The organism is Streptomyces sp. CA-106110 (genome assembly GCF_050936285.1).
Classification (GTDB): Bacteria; Actinomycetota; Actinomycetes; order Streptomycetales; family Streptomycetaceae; genus Streptomyces.
Genome location: NZ_JBNJNB010000001.1, coordinates 5443775 through 5465639, shown reverse-complemented (window position 1 = coordinate 5465639; position 21865 = coordinate 5443775). Strand labels below are relative to the sequence as shown.

General features: G+C 71.4%; 23 protein-coding genes. 17 read left to right on the top strand and 6 right to left on the bottom strand.

The features are described 5' to 3' along the window. Nucleotides 1-36 precede the first annotated feature (36 nt). Entirely contained in the window at nucleotides 37-675 is a 639-nt protein-coding gene (locus ACQEXA_RS25135) for a rhomboid family intramembrane serine protease (protein ID WP_432931141.1), read from the bottom strand. 91 nt (nucleotides 676-766) lie between these two features. Between ACQEXA_RS25135 and ACQEXA_RS25130 the strand changes: the two genes are divergently transcribed. The 6 genes from ACQEXA_RS25130 (at nucleotide 767) to ACQEXA_RS25105 (ending at nucleotide 5163) form a co-directional block, all read left to right on the top strand. Then, nucleotides 767-1459, top strand: a complete 693-nt coding sequence (locus ACQEXA_RS25130; protein WP_359395176.1) for a UbiX family flavin prenyltransferase — start codon at nucleotides 767-769, stop codon at nucleotides 1457-1459. A 154-nt stretch (nucleotides 1460-1613) separates the two neighbouring features. Then, nucleotides 1614-2069 carry an Lrp/AsnC family transcriptional regulator gene (locus tag ACQEXA_RS25125; protein ID WP_359395178.1) on the top strand — a complete coding sequence of 152 codons (456 nt, stop codon included), beginning with the start codon at nucleotides 1614-1616 and terminating at the stop codon, nucleotides 2067-2069. Between the two features lie 84 nt (nucleotides 2070-2153). Beyond that, on the top strand, nucleotides 2154-3317 hold the full coding sequence (mqnE, locus tag ACQEXA_RS25120) for an aminofutalosine synthase MqnE (protein WP_360990263.1): 1164 nt from the start codon (nucleotides 2154-2156) through the stop codon (nucleotides 3315-3317). A gap of 109 nt (nucleotides 3318-3426) precedes the next feature. Beyond that, the gene (locus tag ACQEXA_RS25115) at nucleotides 3427-3951 is read left to right on the top strand and encodes an N-acetyltransferase family protein (RefSeq protein ID WP_432931143.1); all 525 of its coding nucleotides are present in this window, start codon (nucleotides 3427-3429) and stop codon (nucleotides 3949-3951) included. Between the two features lie 141 nt (nucleotides 3952-4092). After that, nucleotides 4093-4392, top strand: coding sequence for a DUF4229 domain-containing protein (locus ACQEXA_RS25110; RefSeq protein WP_359395185.1), 300 nt, complete (start codon nucleotides 4093-4095; stop codon nucleotides 4390-4392). A gap of 42 nt (nucleotides 4393-4434) precedes the next feature. Next, the gene (locus ACQEXA_RS25105; protein ID WP_433131090.1) at nucleotides 4435-5163 is read left to right on the top strand and encodes a TetR/AcrR family transcriptional regulator; all 729 of its coding nucleotides are present in this window, start codon (nucleotides 4435-4437) and stop codon (nucleotides 5161-5163) included. A 10-nt stretch (nucleotides 5164-5173) separates the two neighbouring features. Here the strand turns inward: ACQEXA_RS25105 and ACQEXA_RS25100 are convergent, their stop codons facing one another. After that, nucleotides 5174-6010 (bottom strand): MaoC family dehydratase, encoded by an 837-nt coding sequence (locus ACQEXA_RS25100; protein WP_433131088.1) that lies wholly within the window; start codon nucleotides 6008-6010, stop codon nucleotides 5174-5176. Nucleotides 6011-6150: 140 nt separating this feature from the next. After that, entirely contained in the window at nucleotides 6151-7452 is a 1302-nt protein-coding gene (locus ACQEXA_RS25095) for a 3-oxoacyl-ACP reductase (protein ID WP_432931149.1), read from the bottom strand. A gap of 97 nt (nucleotides 7453-7549) precedes the next feature. Between ACQEXA_RS25095 and ACQEXA_RS25090 the strand changes: the two genes are divergently transcribed. From ACQEXA_RS25090 to ACQEXA_RS25075, 4 genes are all read left to right on the top strand, one after another. Continuing rightward, on the top strand, nucleotides 7550-8839 hold the full coding sequence (locus tag ACQEXA_RS25090) for an acetyl-CoA C-acetyltransferase (RefSeq protein WP_433131086.1): 1290 nt from the start codon (nucleotides 7550-7552) through the stop codon (nucleotides 8837-8839). Between the two features lie 199 nt (nucleotides 8840-9038). Next, nucleotides 9039-10979 (top strand): AMP-dependent synthetase/ligase, encoded by a 1941-nt coding sequence (locus ACQEXA_RS25085; protein WP_433131084.1) that lies wholly within the window; start codon nucleotides 9039-9041, stop codon nucleotides 10977-10979. Nucleotides 10980-11117: 138 nt separating this feature from the next. Continuing rightward, nucleotides 11118-12122, top strand: coding sequence for a DUF1259 domain-containing protein (locus ACQEXA_RS25080; protein ID WP_433131082.1), 1005 nt, complete (start codon nucleotides 11118-11120; stop codon nucleotides 12120-12122). Nucleotides 12123-12287: 165 nt separating this feature from the next. After that, nucleotides 12288-13493, top strand: a complete 1206-nt coding sequence (locus ACQEXA_RS25075) for a cytochrome P450 (protein WP_432931157.1) — start codon at nucleotides 12288-12290, stop codon at nucleotides 13491-13493. 344 nt (nucleotides 13494-13837) lie between these two features. Here ACQEXA_RS25075 and ACQEXA_RS25070 read toward each other — a convergent pair whose 3' ends face one another. Then, a complete protein-coding gene (locus ACQEXA_RS25070; protein WP_043442843.1) occupies nucleotides 13838-14041 on the bottom strand; it encodes a cold-shock protein in 204 nt (67 codons plus the stop codon). 355 nt (nucleotides 14042-14396) lie between these two features. On the opposite strand from ACQEXA_RS25070, the gene ACQEXA_RS25065 reads away from it, so the two are divergent. From ACQEXA_RS25065 to ACQEXA_RS25035, 7 genes are all read left to right on the top strand, one after another. Beyond that, on the top strand, nucleotides 14397-15245 hold the full coding sequence (locus tag ACQEXA_RS25065) for a menaquinone biosynthetic enzyme MqnA/MqnD family protein (protein WP_359395199.1): 849 nt from the start codon (nucleotides 14397-14399) through the stop codon (nucleotides 15243-15245). Between the two features lie 92 nt (nucleotides 15246-15337). Beyond that, complete coding sequence (locus ACQEXA_RS25060; protein WP_433131080.1) at nucleotides 15338-17044, top strand: serine/threonine-protein kinase; 1707 nt, start codon at nucleotides 15338-15340, stop codon at nucleotides 17042-17044. Nucleotides 17045-17094: 50 nt separating this feature from the next. Further along, on the top strand, nucleotides 17095-17820 hold the full coding sequence (locus ACQEXA_RS25055; protein WP_433131078.1) for a prepilin peptidase: 726 nt from the start codon (nucleotides 17095-17097) through the stop codon (nucleotides 17818-17820). Nucleotides 17821-17909: 89 nt separating this feature from the next. Next, entirely contained in the window at nucleotides 17910-19124 is a 1215-nt protein-coding gene (mqnC, locus tag ACQEXA_RS25050) for a cyclic dehypoxanthinyl futalosine synthase (RefSeq protein ID WP_359395205.1), read from the top strand. Nucleotides 19125-19131: 7 nt separating this feature from the next. Beyond that, nucleotides 19132-19782, top strand: a complete 651-nt coding sequence (locus ACQEXA_RS25045; RefSeq protein ID WP_433131076.1) for an imidazolonepropionase-like domain-containing protein — start codon at nucleotides 19132-19134, stop codon at nucleotides 19780-19782. A 71-nt stretch (nucleotides 19783-19853) separates the two neighbouring features. Then, nucleotides 19854-19997: a hypothetical protein gene (locus tag ACQEXA_RS25040; protein WP_432931166.1), complete on the top strand. Its 144-nt coding sequence runs from the start codon at nucleotides 19854-19856 to the stop codon at nucleotides 19995-19997. A gap of 78 nt (nucleotides 19998-20075) precedes the next feature. Continuing rightward, on the top strand, nucleotides 20076-20771 hold the full coding sequence (locus tag ACQEXA_RS25035) for a demethylmenaquinone methyltransferase (protein ID WP_360990299.1): 696 nt from the start codon (nucleotides 20076-20078) through the stop codon (nucleotides 20769-20771). Nucleotides 20772-20823: 52 nt separating this feature from the next. On the opposite strand, the gene ACQEXA_RS25030 is transcribed toward ACQEXA_RS25035, so the two are convergent. Then, nucleotides 20824-21135 carry a PASTA domain-containing protein gene (locus ACQEXA_RS25030; protein ID WP_361823869.1) on the bottom strand — a complete coding sequence of 104 codons (312 nt, stop codon included), beginning with the start codon at nucleotides 21133-21135 and terminating at the stop codon, nucleotides 20824-20826. Between the two features lie 120 nt (nucleotides 21136-21255). Then, nucleotides 21256-21762 (bottom strand): GNAT family N-acetyltransferase, encoded by a 507-nt coding sequence (locus ACQEXA_RS25025; protein ID WP_432931169.1) that lies wholly within the window; start codon nucleotides 21760-21762, stop codon nucleotides 21256-21258. Nucleotides 21763-21865 lie beyond the last annotated feature (103 nt).

Below are 21865 nucleotides of genomic sequence, written 5' to 3'. Positions count from 1 at the left end.
CGGAGATGGTCGAGGGCGGCATTGGAAGGCCGACGCTCACCACCGGCCGCCTTCCGGTGGACCCGAAAGCGCGCGACCGGTCCTGACCCCGGCCCCAACCCCCCGCCGGAACAGGAACGCCGCCGCCACCCCCGCCACCAGTCCGATCAGATGGCCCTGCCAGCTGACATTCGTCTGCGCGGGCGAGAGGCCCATCAGGATCGAGCCGCCCCACACCGCGCCGACCAGCAGGCCGACCAGGATGCCGAGCGGGCGGCGCTCGACGAGGCCGCCGGCCACGAGGAAGCCGAAGAGTCCGAAGATGAGGCCGGAGGCGCCCGCGGTGTTGGTGTGCGCCGGGGCGATGAGCCATACGCCCAGGCCGTCCGCCACGATGATCAGCAGACAGACCGCGGCGAACCGGCGCAGTCCGCCGAGGGCCGCCAGGAAGCCGAGGACCAGCAGCGGAACGCTGTTGGCCGCGACATGGGCGAAGCCGAAGTGGATGAAGGCGGCGGGAACGACGTCGACCAGCTCGGAGGCGGTGCGCGGCATGATGCCGAGCCCGTCCAGGGCGTGGCCGCTCACCACGTCCACCACTTCGAGCAGCCACAGCAGCGCCACCCACCCCACCATCAGCTTGGCCGCCGCCTTGGCGCGGTCGCTCTGCGACCACTCGGGCTCCGCACCCCGCATTGCACCCCCCACCCCTCGCTGATCCCCTCCGGTGAACGGCGGGGCCCCCTTGGCCGGTTCCCGCCCCGCGGTGCCGGATAGGCTCGGTGTCGTGAACCCAGTCAAGCCAGGAGAGACGTCGCGTACGCCTTGGATCGTAGGGGTGTCCGGCGCCTCCGGCACCCCGTATGCCGCTGCCGTGCTGCGCGCACTGCTCGCCGCGGGCGAGAGTGTCGATCTGGTCGTCTCCCGCGCCTCGCGGCTCACCCTGCTGGACGAGACGGGGATCGCCTTCCGTGACGCGCACTGGCGGGACGACCTGAGGGAATGGCTGGGGCGGGGCGCCGACGGCAAGCCCGGGACGTTCACGGTCGACGTCGACGGGGACCGCGTACGGCACTGGAGCGCCGGCGACCTGGCGGCCGGGCCGGCTTCCGGGTCGTACCCCGCCAAGGGGATGCTGATCGTGCCCGCGTCGACGGCGTGTGTGGCCGGTGTCGCGCTCGGGCTCTCGAAGGACCTGTTGCAGCGGGCCGCGAGCGTGACGCTCAAGGAGCGGCGGCCGCTGGTCGTCGCCGTGCGGGAGACCCCGCTCGGCGGGCAGACCCTCAGGCATCTGGTGGCCCTGGACGAGGCGGGCGCGGTCGTGCTGCCCGCGTCGCCGGCGTTCTACGCCGGGGCGACGCACATCCAGGACCTCGTCGACTTCGTCGCCGGGCGGGTGCTGGACGCGGCAGAGGTGCCGCACCGGCTGTACCGCCGCTGGAAGGGAGAGCTCGGGGGAGGCTCGCGGCCCGACGAGTAGGGGCCGGCGGATTCTGCGCAGCGTCCTCCGATGACGCGCCGGGACAGTGGCCCACCACTGATCGTATAAATGATTCTCAGGGCTCCGGCTCTGCACGCCTTGATTTCTATACGTAAACTTTCGGTAACGCCGAACAATGAAAGGCTTAGGACCTATGGATGCCGTTGACAGGCAGCTCATTCAGGCCCTGCGCGAGAACGGCAGGGCCTCTTATGCCGAGCTCGGCCGACTCGTGGGCCTCTCCGGGCCCAGCGTCACCGACCGCATCAACCGCCTGGAGGCGGCCGGCGTCATCACCGGCTACCGCGCCACCGTGGACGCCGCCTCCCTCGGTCTCGGCGTCACGGCCCTGATCGGCATCTCGCTGTCCGACGCCGCCGACCACGAGGACGTGGCGCGCCGTCTGAGGGACCTTCACGAGATCGAGGACTGCTGGTTCATCGCCGGCGACGACTCCTTCATGCTCAAGGTGCGCGCGAGCGACGTGGACGGCCTGGAGAAGACCATCCGCCGGCTGTCCGGCACCAAGGGCGTCTCCCGTACGCGCACCACGATCGTGCTGTCCACGAAGTGGGAGAACCGGGTGGGCGAGCTTCCCGAACAGAGCTAGGCGCACGGCGCCGTATGGGGGCGCCGTCCGTCCGGAGGGCGGGGGGTACGGTTGGCAGGATTCGTCCAAGGGAGAGGCAGAAGCATGGATGTCGGGCTCAAGCGCGAGCTGGAGGACAAGGTCCGGGCCGGTGAGCGGCTGACCCGCGAGGACGGCATCGCGCTGTACGAGTCGGATGACCTGGCCTGGCTCGGCGGTCTCGCGCACGAGGTGCGGACCCGCAAGAACGGTGACGTGGTCCACTTCAACGTCAACCGCCACCTCAACATGACGAACGTGTGCACCGCCTCCTGCGCCTACTGCTCCTTCCAGCGCAAGCCGGGCGAGAAGGACGCGTACACGATGCGCATCGAGGAGGCGGTCAAGCTCGCCAAGGCGATGGAGTCGGACAACCTCACCGAGCTGCACATCGTCAACGGCCTGCACCCGAACCTGCCGTGGCGCTACTACCCGCGCTCGCTGCGCGAGCTGAAGGCGGCGCTGCCGAACGTCTCGCTGAAGGCGTTCACTGCGACGGAGATCCACCACTTCGAGACGATCTCCGGTCTGACGGCCTCCGAGATCCTGGACGAGCTGATCGACGCCGGTCTGGAGTCGCTGACCGGCGGCGGCGCCGAGATCTTCGACTGGGAGGTCCGGCAGCACATCGTCGACCACAGGACTCACTGGGAGGACTGGTCGCGCATCCACCGCCTGGCGCACGAGAAGGGTCTGAAGACCCCGTGCACCATGCTGTACGGCCACATCGAGGAGCCGCGCCACCGCGTGGACCACGTGCTGCGGCTGCGTGAACTCCAGGACGAGACCGGCGGCTTCCAGGTCTTCATCCCGCTGCGCTACCAGCACGACTTCGTGGACATGAAGGACGGCAAGATTCGCAACCGCCTTCAGGAGCGCACCCAGATGGCGACGGGGGCCGAGGCCCTGAAGACCTTCGCGGTCTCGCGTCTGCTGTTCGACAACGTCCAGCACGTCAAGGTGTTCTGGGTCATGCACGGTGTGCAGACCGCGCAGCTGGCCCTCCAGCACGGCGCCGACGACATGGACGGTTCGGTCGTCGAGTACAAGATCACGCACGATGCGGACAACTTCGGCACGCCGAACAAGCTGACCCGCGAGGACCTGCTCGACCTGATCCGTGACGCGGGCTTCCGGCCGGTGGAGCGGAACACCCGGTACGAGATCATCCGCGAGTACGAGGGCTCGGACCCGGCGCGCCGGGACGAGCCGCAGCCCATGCGCCTCTGAGCGCCCACGCACCCTGGTGCAAGCCCCGGCTCCGCCGGGGCTTTGGCGTGCGCGCCGGCGGCGCGGAAGGGGCTTGAGTCCCGGCCGGAGTAATAGGTACCCTCGCGGCATGCCCCTTACTTTCGTCTTCGATCCCGCCATGACCCCCGAGCTCCGTGACGGCGTCCTCGACCTGTGGACGGACGTGTCCAACGCCGGCGGCGCCGTGGGTTTCGTGGCTCCGGTCACCCGCGAGGAGATACGCCCGGAATCCCTGAAGCACCTGGCGGCGATGAGTGAGGGGCGCACCCGGCTGCTGGTGGGACACGACGAGGATGGGCGGGTGGCGGCGACCACGTTCCTCACCTTCAACACCCACCGGCTGATGAAGCACTGGCTGTGGCTCTACACGGTGATGGTGCATCCGCGGCACCAGGGCAAGGGCTACGGCCGTGACCTGCTGGCCGCCGCCGCGGACGCGGCGCGCGGCATCGAGGGCATCGAGGCGGTACGGCTCACCTGCCGGGGCGGTCTCGGTCTCGAGAACTTCTACGGGTCCTGCGGCTACAAGGAGGTCGGCCGGGTGCCCGATGCCATCCGGGTGGCTCCGGGGGACGACCGCGACGACATCACGATGCTGCTGCACCTGGGGTGAACCGGGGCGTACCCCGGTGCAAGATCAGGTGTTCGGCGTGCTTCACTGGAGGGTGCCTTTTGGGAACCCTTTGGGAAGATCGCCGGGTTCTCGGCTTGGCTCGCACAGGGGAACCCCCACGGAACGGAAGAGTGGATTGAGATGCTCCGCTACACGCTGATGCGCCTCGGTATTCTCGCGGGCTGCCTCGTGGTCGTCTGGGGCCTCGTCTACTCGGGCATCGTCCCGCGCGGCCTCGGCGACTCCAACGGCATCTGGATCGTCCTGCTGGCCCTGGTGATCTCGGCCCCGATCAGCTTCGTCGTCCTGCGCAAGGAACGCGACCGGGCGTCCATGCAGGTCGTCGGTCGGGTGGACCGTATGAAGGCCAACATCGAGGCGAACCGTGCGCAGGAGGACGTGGCGGACGACGCCGCCAGGACTCAGGGTCAGACCTCCTGAGGCGGCCCATACGGCGGGCCGCCCGACCGTAGTCTTGCCGGTATGGGTGCCGTGAAGACCAAGCGGATGCCGCGGGCGGTCCGGGAGCAGCAGATGCTGGACGCCGCCGTGAAGACCTTCGGGCAACGCGGCTACATGGCCGCGTCCATGGACGAGATCGCCGAACTCGCCGGTGTGTCCAAGCCCTTGGTTTATCTGTACCTGAACTCCAAGGAAGACCTCTTCACCGCCTGCATCCGCCGGGAGGCCGCCGCGCTCATCGAGGCGGTGCGCTCCGCCGTGGGGCCCGGACTCGCTGCCGACCGCCAACTCTGGGACGGGCTGCGAGCGTTCTTCACGCACACCGCGCAGCACCCGGAGGGCTGGTCGATCCTGCACCTGCAGGCCCGTACGCAGGGCGAACCCTTCGCCGCCGAGGTCACCGCGATGCGCGAGGAGATCGTCGCGTTCGTGACGCAGCTCATCGCCGTCGCCGCCCGGGAGGCCCGCCCCCGGCCTCTCGGCTGCGCTCGAGCGGAGAGGTACCCCGAGGACCCCGACCTCCCTGAGCGCGAGGTCGCAGGGCTCGCCGAGGCCCTGGTCGGTGCCGCCGAGTCGCTCGCGGCCTGGGCCAACGCCACACCCGGTGTCTCGGCCAGGCAGGCGGCGGCCACCCTGATGAACTTCGCCTGGGCGGGCCTCGGCAACCTCATGGTCGGGCGCCCCTGGTCGCCGCCCGACCAGGGCCAGACGACCCGGCCGGATCCGGCCGTGGGCGGGAACGGCTCCTGAGCCCGCGCGCCTACTGATCGTGTGAGGTGTCCCGGGCAGGGAGCCGGCGCGTCTCACCGGTGAGGTGGAGCCGGTGCCCGCCCCGCAGTTCGAACCGCCCGCCGGCGGCGGCGTACGTCGCGGAACCCGGGAGCAGGACCGGAGTCCTGAACTCGGCGCGCACCTGCACCGCGGCGTGGGCCGGCTGTTCGGCGAGGCACCGGGCGACCGTCCACATGCCGTGTGCGATGGCACGCGGAAAGCCGAAGAGGCGGGCGGTGAGGGCGTGCAGATGAATGGGGTTCCGGTCTCCCGAGGCGGCCGCGTACCGCCGGCCGAGGTCTGCGGCGAGCCGCCACTCGGCCAGCGCGGGAAGGGGTTCGCTCTCGGGCGCCGGAGCCGCGGCCGGGGCCGGGGTGCCGTGCCGGGCGAGATAGGCGCTGGTCGATTCCCACAGGAACCGGTCACCGGCGCGGACCTCCGTGACGACCACTGCCTGGGTGCCGCGCCGATGGGGCGCCAACTCCCTGATACGCACGCTGACGTCGTACTCCCCGTCCGGGACGAGCGGCTCCCGCTGGGTGATCTCGATGCCCGTGTGCACCAGCCCGAGGAGGGGGAGGGGGAACTCCCGGCTCGCCATGATCCGCATGGCCAGGGGAAAGCCGAGGAGGTGGGGGTAGGTCACGGGCACCGTGACGACGCCCGTGGGAAACCCGCAGACGCGTTCGTAGGCGGCGAGATGTGCCGGATCGATCCGGACGCCGGGCAGAGCGAGCGGCGCCCGGGGGAAGCCGGCTCCGGGGTGCGGGCGCTTGAGCGGGGAGAGGAGAGCGCCGCGGGCGAGAACGGGAAGCAGCGAAGACATGAGGGAGGCTCCAGGACGGGGACGCAGCGAGGGGGAGCAGCCCTTGAAGGGCGCAAGGGGGAAAACCTGTTGAGGGCCGCGAGGGGCTGCGAGCGGCCACGGACGGTCCGCGGTCGGGGCACGGGGATCCGCGCGGAGCGCTACGCACCGAGCAGGCTCTGTCCGCACACGCGCACCACCTGCCCGTTCACCGCCCCCGATCCCGGACCGGCCAGCCAGGCGATCGTCTCCGCCACATCCACCGGAAGCCCGCCCTGCCCCAGCGAGTTCATCCGCCGTCCCGCCTCCCGGACGACCAGGGGAATCGCCGCCGTCATCCGGGTCTCGACGAACCCCGGCGCGACCGCGTTCACCGTCACCCCGTGCTCCGCCAGGGCCCGGGGCGCCAGCGCCCGCACGAGGCCGATCACGCCCGCCTTGCTCGCGGCGTAGTTCGTCTGTCCCACGTTCCCGGCGATCCCGGCGATCGACGCGGTCGCCACGATCCGCCCCCCGTCCCGCAGCAGACCGCGCGACAGCAGAACGTCCGTCGTGCGCAGCACACTCGCCAGGTTCACCTCGAGCACCGGGCTCCACCGCTCGGCCGCCATGTTCGCGAGCCGCCGGTCCCGGGTGATCCCCGCGTTGTGGACGAGGACGTCCAGGCCGCCCGGCAGCGCCTCGGCGATCCGCGTACCCGCGTCGCCGGCGGTGATGTCGAGCGTCAGCGCGGTCCCGCCGATCCGCTCGGCGACCCGCCGTACGTCCGCCTCCGCGGCCGGCACGTCGAGGCACAGCACGTGCGCCCCGTCCCGGGCCAGCGTCCCGGCGACCGCCTCGCCGATGCCGCGGGCGGCCCCGGTCACCAGCGCGGTCCGCCCGGCGAGCGGCCGCGACCAGTCCTCCGGAGCGGCCGTCTTCCCGTCCCCGACCTCGATGACCTGCCCGCTGACGTACGCGGACCTCGGCGAGAGCAGGAACCGCAGCGTCGACTCGGCGGCCTCGGCGTCCGTCAGCCGCACGAGCGTGACGGTCCGGCCCCGCCCGATCTCCTTGCCGAGCGATCGCACGAACCCCTCCAGGCCCTGCTGCGCCGCCGCCTGGTGGTGGTCGTCCGGGTCGAGCGGGGAGCCCAGCACCACCACGCGTCCGCTCTCGGCGACCGACCGCACGACGGGGTGCAGCGCGGCGTGGACCTCGGCGAGCGCGGCGACGTCCCGTACACCGGTGGCGTCCAGGACGACGGCGGCGGGCCGCTCGGTGCCGGGCACAAGACCGGTACGGCTCAGCACCGGGGCGAGGTCCAGCTCCGACCTGCCCGCCGTCAGGTGCAGCAACGGCCCGTCCAGCACGGGTCGTTCGGCCGACCAGCGGTGCAGTGCCACGGGCTGCGGCAGCCCGAGCCGCCTGGTGAGGAAGCGGCCCGGTGCGGTCCCCGTGAAGCGCAGATAACGGTCGGCCATGGTCCGGCTCCCAGCTCGCTCGACTGTCCACATCTCTTTACTCTGGAGTAAGGTTACCCGGGGTAAGGCTAGCCGGGCGCGCGAGGAGCGGGTCGAGATGAGCAGTTCCCTCCACATCGGTGAGGTGCGGCGGATCGCCGTGGTCGGCGGCAGGCGCATCCCCTTCGCCCGCTCCGACGGTCCGTACGCCACCGCTTCCAACCAGGAGATGCTGACCGCGGTGGTGGACGCGCTGGTCGAGCGGTACGGGCTCGACGGCCCGGGCGCCGTGGGCGAGTTGGTCGCCGGAGCAGTGCTCAAGCACAGCCGCGACTTCAACCTCGCCCGCGAGACCGTGCTGGGCTCGCGTCTGGACGCCCGCACGCCCGCGTACGACATTCAGCAGGCCTGCGGCACCGGCCTCCAGGCAGTGATCGCCGCCGCCAACAAGATCGCCCTGGGGCAGACCGAGTCCGCGATCGCCGGCGGGGCGGACACGACCAGCGACGCGCCCCTCGGGGTGAACGACGCGCTGCGCCGCATCCTGCTGGAGGTCCGCCGGGCCCCGTCGCCCGGTGCCCGGCTGAAGGCGCTGGCCAGGATCCGCCCCGGTCATCTGGTTCCGGACATCCCCCGCAACGCCGAGCCGCGCACCGGCCTGTCTATGGGGGAGCACGCGGCCGTCACCGCCCGCGCGTGGGGCATCACCCGCGAGACCCAGGACGCGTTGGCGGCCACGAGCCACCGGCGGCTTGCGGCGGCGTACGAGCGGGGCTTCCTGGCCGACCTGGTGGTTCCCTTCCGCGGCCTGGAGCGGGACCAGAACCTCCGCCCCGACTCAACACCGGAGAAACTCGCCCGTCTGGCACCGGTGTTCGGCACCGGCGGCCCGAACCCGACGATGACGGCGGGCAATTCGACACCGCTCACGGACGGCGCCGCCGTCGTACTGCTCGCGAGCGAGGAGTGGGCGCGGGAGCGGGGCCTTGAGCCGCGGGCGTATCTGACCGCGTACGAGACCGCTGCCGTCGACTTCGTCGGCGGGGACGTGGCGGGCGGCCCGGACGGGCTGCTGATGGCACCGGCCCACGCCGTGCCCCGCATGCTCGACAAGGCCGGCTACGGCATCGAGGACTTCGACTTCGTCGAGATCCACGAGGCGTTCGCCTCCCAGGTGCTGGCGACGCTGGCCGCCTGGGAGAAGCGGGGTCTCGCCCCGGTGGACCGCGCCCGGCTGAACGTCACAGGGTCATCCCTGGCCACCGGGCACCCCTTCGCCGCGACCGGCGCCCGGATCGTGGCGACGCTCGCCGAACTCCTCGCCGAGCGCGACGCCCCGGGCCGCGGTCTGATCTCGATCTGCGCGGCCGGCGGACAGGGGGTCACGGCGATCCTCGAACGCCCCTGACGGCCAAGGGGGAGGAGGCTGCACAGCCCCGGCCCCAGACCATCCCGGAACCCGCACAAAGTCCCCACGTGCGGGCCGTACGATCGCGGTTCTGACCGGCGGTAACAGCGACTCGCTCCGCCGATGAACGGATCGGTGCGCGCTGTGCGTACCCGATACGGCAGAGCAGTGCACAGCCGCAGTCCCCAGGAGCTGCCCCATGCCCATCTCGTACTCGTCCGCACCCGTCGCCGTCGCTCCCCTCGATCTCGACCACGACGGCGGCCCGGTGCTCGTCGAGCCGCAGACACGGCGGCTGAACGGCGAGGTGCGGGAGGTGTACGTACCTCCGCTGGTGCCGCCGGTGAGCCATGGCTCGCTCGCCGACCTGCCGTTCGAGAACGCGACCGAGATGCCCGGCCACCATGTCCTCAGCCGCCGGGACCCGGACGGCGGCTGGACGGAGGTGACGGCGGTTCAGTTCGCCGACCAGGTACTGGCCGTGGCGAAGGGGCTGATCGCCGAGGGCCTGATGCCGGGCGACCGGATCGCGATCATGGCCCGCACCACCTACGAGTGGACGCTGCTCGACTTCGCGGCCTGGGCGGCGGGCCTGGTCACGGTTCCCGTCTACCCCACCTCGTCGGTCTTCCAGACCCGCTGGATCCTCCAGGACTCCGGCGCGGTGGCCCTGGTGACGGAGACGGTCGGCCAGGCGGCGGCCCTCGGCCCGGAACTCAGCCGGCTGCCCGATCTGCACCATGTGTGGGTGATGGAGAAGGGGCACGTCGAGCGCCTCGCGGAGCAGGGCGCGCCGGTGCCGGACCAGGAGGTGGTCGTACGCCGGGGCGTCCTCGGCCCGGACACCCTGGCCACGATCATCTACACCTCGGGCACGACGGGCCGCCCGAAGGGCTGTGCGCTGTCGCACGGCAACTTCCTGGCGGAGGTGGACAACGCGATCGAACTGCTCCACCCGGTCTTCAAGGCGACGACGACCGGTGACGAGCCCTCCACCCTGCTGTTCCTGCCGCTGTCGCATGTCTTCGGCCGGATGGTGGCGGTCGCCTGCATCCGCGCACGGGTGCGCCTCGGGCACGCGCCGAGCCTGCAGGCGGAAGACCTGCTGGCGGACCTGGCGAGCTTCCGCCCGACCTTCCTGCTGGTCATCCCGTACATGCTGGAGAAGGTCTTCAACAATGCGCGGGCCACGGCCGAACGCAGCGGCCGCCCGGCCCTGTTCGACCGGGCGGCGAGCGTGGCCCGCCGCTACGGCGAGGCGCTGGAGGCCCGTCAGCACGGCACGGGCTCCGGACCCAGCCGCTCCCTGAAGGCGGCCCGCGTTCTGTACGACCCCCTGGTCTACCGCCGTATCCGGAACGCCCTGGGCGGCCGCGTACGCCATGTCATCTGCGGTGGCTCCCCTCTGGGACAGCGGCTGGCGGCGTTCTACACGGGCACGGGCATCGAGATCTTCGAGGGCTACGGCCTGACCGAGACGACCGGCGCGGCGACGGTGACGCCCCCGCTCAGGCCCCGCCTCGGAACGGTGGGCTGGCCGCTGCCCGGCACCAGGGTCCGGATCGCCGCGGACGGCGAGATCCTGCTCGCCGGCGGACAGGTGTTCCGGGGCTACTGGGACCCCCATGGCGGCGGGGTGGTCCCTGCCAGCCCGGACGGCTGGCTCCCCACGGGAGACATCGGCCGTCTGGACGACGAGGGCTATCTGACGATCACCGGCCGGAAGAAGGAGATCCTGATCACCGCCGGGGGCAAGAACGTGGCCCCCGCCCCGCTGGAGAACTGGCTGCGCTCCCACCCCCTGATCTCCCAGTGCATGGTCCTCGGCGACGGCCGCCCGTATGTGAGCGCGCTGATCACGCTGGACCCGGAGGGCATCGTGCACTGGCGCCAGATGCGCGGCAAGCATCCGGTGCCGCCGGAACTCCTCCTGGACGACGAGGAGTTGCACGCGGTCCTGCAGCGCGCTGTGGACGAGACCAACAAGCTGGTCTCGCGCCCCGAGTCGATCCGCCGCTTTGCCGTCCTGCCGGTGGACTTCACGCAGGAGGCCGGCCATCTGACTCCGTCGATGAAGCTGCGCCGGATGGCGGTCATGCGGGACTTCGCCGCAGAGGTGGAGCAGTTGTACGCGCGGTAGGTCCGTCGCTGCCCGCTGACCGGGTGCCGGAGGTGTCACCCGATCGCCGACGAGCGGTTCACCCGCCCGGCCGCAGGGATGGCGGCGCTGGCGGCCGTCCGCAGCCCCCCGTGGTTCCATCCGGTCAGGGAGGATCACATGATGGCTGAGGACCGACGGCAGGACACCCGAACGTCGCGGCGGCGGATGCTCGCCGCGGCTGCCCTGGCGCCCTTGCTGGGCGGGGCGACCCCCGCGTGCGCCCTGTCCGCCGGAACGACTGAGGGCAGACACGAGGGGCCGGTCGCACCGGCGCGCACCGCCCTGTCGGACTGGCGGGACGTGGCCCACGTGCTGGGCCGGCAGGGCGACATGAAGCGCGACCTGATGTACCACACGGGCCTGCCGCGCCGGGACCTCTCGGTGGTCTCGCACGGCGTCGTCGTCAAGCCGGCACTCGCCCTCGGGTCGCACGTGTCCTTCGTCCGGTACACCGACGGGGGAACGCTGCTGATGGGCGACGTGGTGGTCACCGAGGACGAGCTGCGGCCCTACAGCGACGTCCTGTACGAGCACGGGATCGAACAGACCGCCATCCACAAGCACCTGCTCTCCCAGTCCCCGGACATCTGGTGGATCCACGTCCATGCGCACGGCCGGGACCCGGTGTCCATCGCCCGGGGCCTGCGCGCGGCGTTCGACCGCACCGGCACTCCGCCCCCGGCGCGGCCGCAGGCCGTCCCGCCGCGGCCCGTCGACCTGGACACCGCGGGCATCGATGCCGCACTGGGCGTCAAGGGCGCACACGACGACGGGATCTACAAGAACACGTTCATCCGCCGAGAGGTCATCACCGACGGCCATATGATCCTGCCGCCGGGTCTCGGGTCGACCACGGCGCTCAACTTCCAGCCGCTGGGTGGCGGCCGGGCGGCGATTAGCGGCGACTGCGCCATGATCGCCGGGGAGGTGCAGGACGTTCTCGTGGCCCTAAGGCGGGCCGGCGCCGAGCTCGTCGAACTGCACAACCACGGCCTGACCGACGAGCCCCGGCTGTTCTTCGTCCACTTCTGGGCGGTGGGCGACGCGGTCCGCCTCGCCCGGGGGCTGCGCACCGCCGTGAACGCCACCAACGTCCTGCCGGTGCCCGTCTCGGTCGACTGACGACCCGAACGGGGGAACGGTCCGCCATCCGCTTCCGGCCTTCGTCGTCCTTGGCATCCCTGCGCTCCGACTGGCACATCCGGAGGAATCCGGACAGCCGTACGGGGTGAAAAGGGCTTATGCATGAAGAAGCGACGAAGGCGGAGGGAAACGGAGAACAGCGCGATGACCGCAAGCGGCGAAGCAATCACCTGTCCGTTCGACTTCAGCGAGGGTCTGGAATTCGACCCCGCGCTCGCGGCTCTCATGGCCCGCGACTCCATCACCCGCATCAGGCTTCCGTACGGTGACGCCGAGGCCTGGCTGGTCACCGGGTTCGAGGGCGTACGGCAGGTGACCACGGACCACCGGTTCAGCCGGGCGGGGATCATGGGATCCGACTATCCGAGGCTGACACCGGAGCCCATCGTCTCCCCCGAGTCGATCAACGTGATCGATCCGCCGCACAGCACCCGGCTGCGCCGGCTGGCATCGCAGGGCTTCGCCAAGCGGCATGTGGAGCTGATGCGGCAGAGGATCGTCCGGCTCGCGGACACCCTGCTCGACGAGATGGCCGAGCAGGGGCCGCCGGCGGACCTGGTCCACCATCTGTCGAACCAGCTTCCTCAGCAGACCATCTACGACGTCCTCGGGATCGCCCGCGAGGACTGGCCCCGGATGCAGAAGTACGCGCACCAGCTGCTCGCCACCGGCCCGGACGGCCGTGAGACCGCGGCGAGAGCCAAGGCCGCGCTGCGGGAGTACTTCGGCGAACTGGTCGAACAGCGGCGGCGCACCCCGGGCCCCGACCTGATCAGCGCGCTCGCCGCCGCCAAGGACGGCGACGACGTGCTCGACGACCAGGAACTGGCGGTCATGGCGCTGACCCTTGTGCTCAGCGGTCAGGACACGGCCACCTGCCAGATCAGCAACATCTCCTATCTCCTGCTGACCCGCCCCGAACTGTTGCAGCACCTCAGCGACCGGCCGGAGACCCTGACGGATGTCCTGAACGAGCTGCTGCGGGTCATCCCCTTCCGCAAGGGGGTCGGCATTCCCCGGGTGGCACTGGAGGACGTGGAGATCGAGGGGGTGCGGATCCGGGCGGGTGAGTTCGTGCATGTGTCGTACCTGACGGCGAACCGCGACCCCAAGCGCTACACGGACCCGGACGTCATCGACCCGGAGCGTCCCCTGGCGCCGCACATGACCTTCGGCTGGGGCGGGCACCGGTGCATCGCCGTCCCGCTGGCTATGGCGGAGCTGGAGGTGGCCATCGGGCGGCTGGTGGAGCGGTTCCCGGGTCTGCGGCTCGCGGTGGCCCCGGAGGACGTGCGCTGGGACACGGAGACGATCCGGCGCTTCCCGCTCGAGCTGCCCGTGGCCTGGTAGGGCGGCGGCCGGGCTCACGGTCCGGCGCTCGTCCTGTGTCCGCCGCCGCGCTCGGCGGCTCCGGAAGGGCACCGGTTCCGTATGGGTGTCCGCGCAACGCCGCAGTGTGGCCGGCCGGGCAGCGTCACCGCTCCTGGCGGAAGTGACCCACCGGCGGTGGTCTGTCCGGGTGAACCACGCCGTCCGGCGTACCAAGAAAGTGGACCGGCGCAAAAAAGCAGGAGCCCCCTGCGCCGGATGGCGCGCGGGGCTCCTTGGGTACTGCTGTCCGTTCCGGATCAAAGCACTCGGGCTCAGTGAGCCGAAGGCCTGGAACCGAAGACCGAAACTCCGAGACCGGAGACTCAGATGGCCGTGACGTTCTCCGCCTGCGGGCCCTTCGGGCCCTGGGTCACGTCAAAGCTGACCTGCTGGTTCTCCTCGAGCGAACGGAAGCCGTTCGCGTTGATCGCGGAGTAGTGGACGAAGACGTCGGGGCCGCCGCCTTCCTGGGCGATGAAGCCAAAGCCCTTTTCGGCGTTGAACCACTTCACGGTTCCGGTAGCCATAAGCCCTCCTTGGGCCCAAAGGGTTGCCCTGCTCCAGAACCTGCAAGTGTGAAAACTGAAGCGCCGCACAACTGCATATGTCTGAAAACGACGAGAGCCCGCGGTTACATGCTCCGCAGGCTCTGTACTGCAAGGAAACCAAACTGCAACTTGCGGCGAGCCTAGCACGCAGGCAGCCGAGAGCAATAGAGGTCAAGATCACTTCACCCGAAGGTTTCAGCGGGTGGTGAGCGGGGTTGACGTCGCCGTGGCTCATCGTAGTCGCTGAGGTGGACACCAGGAGACCGGGGCGTTTCCGAAGCCACTCGCGGACCCTGGGCCCAGCACGCTACCGCACGGGGTCTAGTCTCGCGATGTGGACAATTCTCGCACCCGGCCGCGCGTCGGCCACATCCAGTTCCTGAACTGCCTGCCCCTGTACTGGGGGCTCGCGAGAACCGGCACCCTGCTGGACTTCGAGCTGACCAAGGACACCCCGGAGAAGCTCAGCGAGCGGCTGGTGCGGGGCGACCTCGACATCGGCCCCATCACCCTCGTCGAGTTCCTCAAGAACGCCGACGACCTGATCGCCTTCCCGGATATCGCGGTCGGCTGCGACGGCCCCGTGATGTCCTGCGTGATCGTCTCCCAGGTCCCGCTGGACCAGCTCGACGGCGCCCGCGTCGCCCTCGGCTCCACCTCGCGCACCTCCGTACGCCTCGCCCAGCTGCTGCTCGCCGAGCGGTACGGGGTGACGCCGGACTACTACACCTGCCCGCCCGACCTCAGCCTGATGATGCAGGAGGCCGACGCCGCGGTGCTGATCGGCGACGCCGCCCTGCGCGCCAACCTCCACGACGGGCCGCGCTTCGGCCTCGCCGTGCACGACCTCGGCACCCTGTGGAAGGAGTGGACGGGCCTGCCGTTCGTCTTCGCGGTGTGGGCGGCGCGGCGCGACTACCTGGAGCGTGAGCCGGTCATCACCCGTCAGGTGCACGAGGCCTTCCTGTCCTCGCGCAACCTGTCGCTCGAGGAGGTCGGCAAGGTCGCGGAGCAGGCGGCCCGTTGGGAGGCCTTCGACGAGAAGGTGCTGGAGAAGTACTTCACGACGCTGGACTTCCGCTTCGGCGACCCTCAGCTGGCGGCGGTCGCCGAGTTCGCGCGCCGGGTCGGGCCGACGACGGGCTTCCCGGCCGATGTTCAGGTCAAGCTCCTCCAGTCGTAGGGAAGTTGTCACCGGGCCCGGTGCCGCCGGACCCGGTCTGCGGACCCGGCGAGAGCTACCCTGCTGGGAGTCATAGGGGGAGGGGGGCCGCCATGCAGTCGCTGGAGGCCGGTGAACCCGCCGTCGTGGGGCCGTACCGGCTGCTCGGCAGGCTGGGCTCCGGCGGGATGGGTCGCGTCTACCTGGGACGCAGTACGGGCGGGCGCACCGTCGCGGTCAAGGTGGTGCATCCGCACTTCGCCCTGGACGAGGAGTTCCGCGCCCGTTTCCGCCGGGAGGTGGACGCCGCGCGACGGGTCGGGGGCGCCTGGACCGCACCGGTTCTGGACGCGGACCCGGAGGCCCCGGTGCCCTGGGTCGCGACCGGGTACGCGGCGGGTCCGTCCCTGACCGCGACGGTGACGGACGGCGGACCGCTTCCCCTCGCCTCGGTACGGGCCCTGGGCGCGGGGCTCGCGGAGGCCCTGACGGCGGTCCACGGCCTGGGCCTGGTCCACCGGGACGTGAAACCGTCGAACGTCCTGCTGACCCTGGACGGCCCGGTCCTCATCGACTTCGGTATCGCGCGCGCCATCGACGGCACGGCATCGCTCACCTCCACGGGGGTCTCCATCGGCTCGCCCGGCTACATGTCGCCCGAGCAGATCCTCGGCAAGGGCGTCACGGGCGCGGCGGACGTCTTCTCGTTGGGCGCGGTCCTGGCATACGCGGCCACCGGGCAGTCCCCCTTCTCCGGCGACTCCTCCGCGGCGCTGCTGTACAAGGTCGTGCACGAGGAGCCGGAACTGGACGGCCTCGAAGGCGCATTGCGGGAACTGGTGGCCGCGTGCCTCGCCAAGGACCCGGCGGCGCGCCCCGCACCGGAACAGGTGGCCGGGCGGCTCGCCCCCGAGGGCGCGGCACGTCTGGTGGCGGCCGGCTGGCTGCCGGGCCCGCTGGTGGAGCAGGTCAGCCGCAAGGCCGTACAGCTGCTGAACCTGGAGGCGGGGGAGGCGGCACCCTCGGGGCCGGTGGGGTTCAGCAAGGCCGCGGTGGCCGAGTCGTCGGTGGCCGCGGCGGTGGCGGACAGTGCTCCGGCCGGGCCCCGGGCGCCTCTGACGGACGGGTCGTCCGGGCCGCGGCCCGCCGGGATCTTCGGCCCGCCGCCCGAGATGACCGCTCCTCCGATACCTCACCCCCGCGAGGCACAGCCGCAGCCGCAGGACGCCGTGCCCCCCACGGACGCTGGCGGGAAGGTCTCCATGAGCGTCGCCGCGACCTCGGTGCCGGGAACCGCCGGCCGCGGCCGGCGCGTGAGCTGCACGGTCGCGCTGGCGGTGGCGGGAGCACTGGCCGTGGTCACGGTCGGATCGGTCCTGCTGCCCGGGCTGCTCCACAAGGCCGATTCGGGCAAGGACGGGGCGGTCGGCAAGGGCGCCCCCACGGCCGGTCAGGGGACGGGACCCGGGGCCGTGCCCGCCGCGTATCTGGGCACCTGGGAGGGCGATGCCCTCGCGCTCGGCGGCGCGCTGCCGGCGGGCACCTTCCGCGTCACCCTCCGGCAGGCGGGTGTCGGCGAGGAGATCGGCACGTTCCGCTCCACCGACCAGCTCGGCGGCATCTGCGACGACGTACTGCTGCTGAAGCGGGCCTCGGCCCGGCAGCTCGTCGCCACGAGCGTGGCCCAGAAGTCCAACCCGTCGACGTGCACGACCGGACGGCACGAGGTGCGGCTCACCCTGGTCGGCACCGGCCTCGACTTCGAGACGGACAACTCGGACGCCGGCAACCCGACATCGCGCATGGCGAAGGTCAAGTAGTCCGCCGCTTCCCCGAGTCGGGCCCGGGCGGCGGCGCTTACCCTGTCGGCGTGGATCTGGACCTCTGGCTGGCCCCCGGTGCCGCGCTGTGGGGCGCGGCGGCCGGCGCGCTGCTGCCCCGGGCCGCCTACCGGCTCTCCGTCGAGCCGGAGCAGCCGTGGCGGGACCGGTGCCCGGACGGGCATCCCATCGGCGGATGGGTCGGCCGGGCGCGCTGTGCGGACGGGCGGTCCTACGGCCCCGCGACCGTACTCGTCTGTGCGGTCACCGCGCTGGTCTGCGCCGGGCTCGCGCTCGCCACGGGCACCCGCCCCGAACTGTTCGTCTGGCTGCTGCTCGCTCCCCTCGGCGTGCTGCTGACGATCGTGGACTTCCGGGTGCAGCGGCTGCCGGATGTGCTCACCCTGCCGCTGGCGGTCCTCGCCCTGTGCCTGCTCGCCGCCGCGGCGGCCCTGCCCGAGCACGCGGGGCGCTGGCTCACCGCGCTCCTCGGCGCGTTGGTGCTCGGCGGCGCCTACTTCCTGCTGTTCCTCGTCAACCCGAACGGCATGGGTTTCGGCGACGTCAAGCTCGCGCTCGGGCTCGGTGCGGTGCTCGGCTGGTACGGCTGGCCCACCGTGGTGCTCGGGACCTTCGCCGGGTTCTTCTTCGGAGGGCTGTACGGACTCGGGCTGGTCGTGGTGCGGGGCGCGGGGCGGCGCACGGCGATCCCGTTCGGGCCGTTCCTCATCGCGGGCGCCCTGGTCGGGCTGCTGACCGGCGCGTACTCGGCCTGACGCAGGTCCCGGAAAACCTCTGGCGTAGGCTGGTTCGGTCCGTCCACGACCCTTGGGTCCGTCCACAACCCTTACGAAAGGGACGCCCGGTGACCGAGAAGGCCGACCTCACGCCCATTGATGTCACAGCCGTCCTCGACCGCGCCGCCGCCGGTGGTCGGATCACTCCCGAAGAAGCGCTCGTCCTCTACCGGGACGCCCCGTTGCACGCGCTGGGCGCCGCGGCCGACGCCGTACGCCGCCGCAACTACGCCGGTGTCGAGCACATCGCGACGTACATCATCGAGCGCAACATCAACTACACGAACGTCTGCGTGACGGCGTGCAAGTTCTGCGCCTTCTACGCGGCTCCGAAGGACACCGCCAAGGGCTGGACCCGCGACCTCGACGACATCCTGCGCCGGTGCGCGGAGACGGTCGAACTCGGCGGCACACAGATCATGTTCCAGGGCGGCCACCACCCGGACTACGGCGTCGAGTACTACGAGAAGCACTTCCGGGCCATCAAGGACGCCTTCCCGCAGCTGGTCATCCACAGCCTGGGGGCCTCCGAGGTCGAGCACATGGCGCGGATCTCCGGCGTGACGGTGGAAGAGGCCATCACCCGCATCCACACCGCGGGCCTGGACTCCTTCGCCGGCGCCGGTGCCGAACTCCTCCCGGCGCGGCCGCGCAAGGCCATCGCCCCGCTGAAGGAGAGCGGCGAGCGCTGGCTGGAGATCATGGAGACCGCGCACAACCTGGGCGTCGAGTCGACCTCCACCATGCTCATGGGCACGGGCGAGACCAACGCCGAACGCATCGAGCACCTGCGGATGATCCGCGACGTGCAGGACCGCACGGGCGGCTTCCGGGCCTTCATCCCGTACACCTACCAGCCCGAGAACAACCACCTGAAGGGCCGCACCCAGGCGACCCTCTTCGAGTACCTGCGGATGATCGCGATCGCCCGCCTCTTCCTCGACAACGTCCGGCACATCCAGGGCTCGTGGCTGACCACCGGCAAGGAGGTCGGCCAGCTGTCCCTGCACTACGGCGCGGACGACCTCGGCTCGATCATGCTCGAGGAGAACGTGGTCTCGTCCGCCGGTGCCAAGCACCGCTCCAACCGGCTGGAGATCATCGATCTGATCCGCAAGGCGGGCCGGGTCCCGGCACAGCGCTCCACGACCTATGAGCACCTTGTCGTGCACGACGACCCGGCGCACGACCCGGTCGACGAGCGAGTCATGTCCCACATCTCGTCGACGGCGATCGAGGGCGGTACGGCCCACCCGGAGCTGAAGCTGCTCGCGTCCAACTAGGGTGCGCGTGCTGACGATCCACACCGCCGGCCTTCTGGTCACGAGGGACCGGCGGCCCGCCCTGGCGGGCGGCGCGATCCTCGTCGACGGCAGGACGTGCGCGGCCGTCGGCCCGTACGAGGAACTGGCGGCGGCGCATCCGGCGGCCCGGGTGCGGCGCTGGCCGGGGCTCATCGCCCCGGGCCTGGTGAATCCGTACGGCCCCGAACTGCTGGAGCACGCCTACCATCCCGATCCCCGCGAGGCCGGCGAACTGGGCACCGAACCGATCGCCGGCGAGGCCCTCGTGGCACTGGCGTTGAGCGACGCCCGGTGGGGTGCGAGCGCGCGGCGCGGTGTGCAGCGGATGCTCGCCCACGGGACGGTCGCCGTGGCCGGGCAGCTGTCCTGGCCCGCAGTGGTGGACGCCGTGCAGCGAGCGGGGCTGGCGCAGGAGGGGCGCTTCGAGCGTCCCGCCGGGCCGCCGTCCCTCGACCCGCTGGCCGGGCGGAGCCTGGCACAGGCGATGGTGCGTCCGCTTCCGTCCGACGCCCCGCACGGCCAGGACGCCACGTTCGCCGTCTTCGACGTCCCGGACGAGGCCGCGCTCACCGCACGGGGAGCCGGCACCTGCGTGGCGACGGTCGTCGCCGGGCGGCTCGTGCACCGGCGCCGCTGACGTCGAGCCCGGCCGCCGGCGTCGGAAAACCCCTCATCGCGCATGGCACGCTGATCGACCGGCTCTGGAACGTGCCCGCCTTCGAGAAGTGGCCGCCACTGGACAGCCGATGGCTCCTGTACGGCGTCGGCTGGGTGCTGATCCGGAGGGCGATCCCGCTCGTGGGCCGGGCCGAGGACGTGGCCGCGAGGGGGAGACCGGGGCTGCTCCCGTAGGTCCCTCCGAGGGCCGCGAGACCCGCTTACGGGCCGGGCGCCTGAGTCGCGCCCGGCCCCTACTGCCACAATGGGCCCGTGACCCGCGCATCCCTGGACAAGCAGCCGCACGAAGTCGCCTCGATGTTCGACGACGTGGCGGAACGGTACGACCTGACCAACGACCTGCTGTCGCTCGGCCAGGACCGGGTGTGGCGCAAGGAGGTCGCGAAGGCCGTCGACGCCCGCCCCGCGCAGCGGGTCCTCGACCTCGCGGCGGGTACGGCGACCTCGTCGCTCCCCTTCACGCGCACCGGCGCATACGTGGTCCCCTGCGACTTCTCGCTGGGGATGCTCCAGGTCGGCAAGAAGCGGCACCCCTGGCTGCCGTTCACGGCGGGTGACGCGACCCGGCTGCCGTTCCAGGACGACGTGTTCGACGCGGTGACGATCTCCTTCGGGCTGCGCAACGTGCAGGACACCGACGGCGCGCTGCGCGAGCTGTACCGGGTGACCAAGCCCGGCGGGCGGGTCGTCATCTGCGAGTTCTCGCACCCGACCTGGGCGCCCTTCCGCACGGTCTACACCGAGTACCTGATGCGCGCGCTGCCGCCGGTGGCCCGCGCGGTGTCGTCCAACCCCGACGCGTACGTCTACCTCGCCGAGTCCATCCGCGCCTGGCCCGACCAGCCGGCCCTCGCGGAGCGACTGCGCACGGCGGGCTGGTCGAAGGTGGCCTGGCGGAACCTCTCGGGCGGGATCGTCGCCCTGCACCGCGGCTTCAAGGCGGACTGACGGGACCAGGCGGCGCGGACCCGGCGGGCACCGCGCCACCGGGTCCATCAGTTCACCGGAGCACCTCGAACGCGTCGCCCGGTTCACTGAGTTCGCGGCGCACCCCGCCCGGTGGCGGGATGGGCAGCCGTGGCTCGCGGACCCCGGCGCCTCCCCCGCCCTCGCCCTCACTGAGGTCGAACCACACGGTGACCACCGCACCGCGCGGCACCTCGACGCCGGGCAGGGGATATTGGCGTACGACGTAGTCGAGGACGGTTCGGTGGAAGTCCGGCCGGTCGGGCGCGGCAAGCATGACGCCCTGCTTGGCGGCGGCCTCGCGCGCGTCCATCGCCATCAGGCCGACCAGCCGCGGTACGCGCACTTCGGGTGTTTTGGGTGTTATAGGCACAGATGTCACCCCCAGCGGTACTGGAAGGGTAACCGGCCGAGGGTGCTACCCGGAAGCGCCACGTGTCTTTCTGTAACAGTCGGCTACCGGGCGTCACAGGGTAAGTCGGTAGCAGTGCGCGGGATCGCCGAGCCGCGGGTGCGGGAAGACCTCGGCCAGTTCCATGCCGAGGCGCTGGGTGACGGCGATCGACCGCTGGTTGGCGGCCATGACCATCGCCACGACCCCGGGAACGCCCGCCGCGCGCACCCGCTCCAGCGTGGCGAGCGCGGCCGCGGTGACGTACCCCTTGCCCCAGTGCTCCCGCCCGAGCCGCCAGCCGATCTCGATCTCGCCCTTCGGCCCCCACTCGCCCGGCCAGGGCTGTGCGCCCGTGAAGCCGACGACGTCGCCCGTGCCGTCGAGCACGGTCCACAGGCAGAAGCCGTGCTCGGCGTCGTGTCTGCGCTGCCGGGCGGTGAGCTCCTCGTAGACGGACAGCTCGGCGGCCCGGCCGCCGTGGAACTCCATGACCTCGGGGTGGGCGAAGACCCGGTGCCAGGCGAAGGCGTCCTCGTCGGTGGGAACGCGCAGCCGTACGTCGGGGAGAGCTCGGTTCACGGGGGGCAGCCCTTCAGCCGGGGGATCGGTACCGCTGAATAGACTGCCCATGTCCAGTGCCCGTCAGCACGCCGTTTTCACCATGGATTTCGGCGCTGTCGGT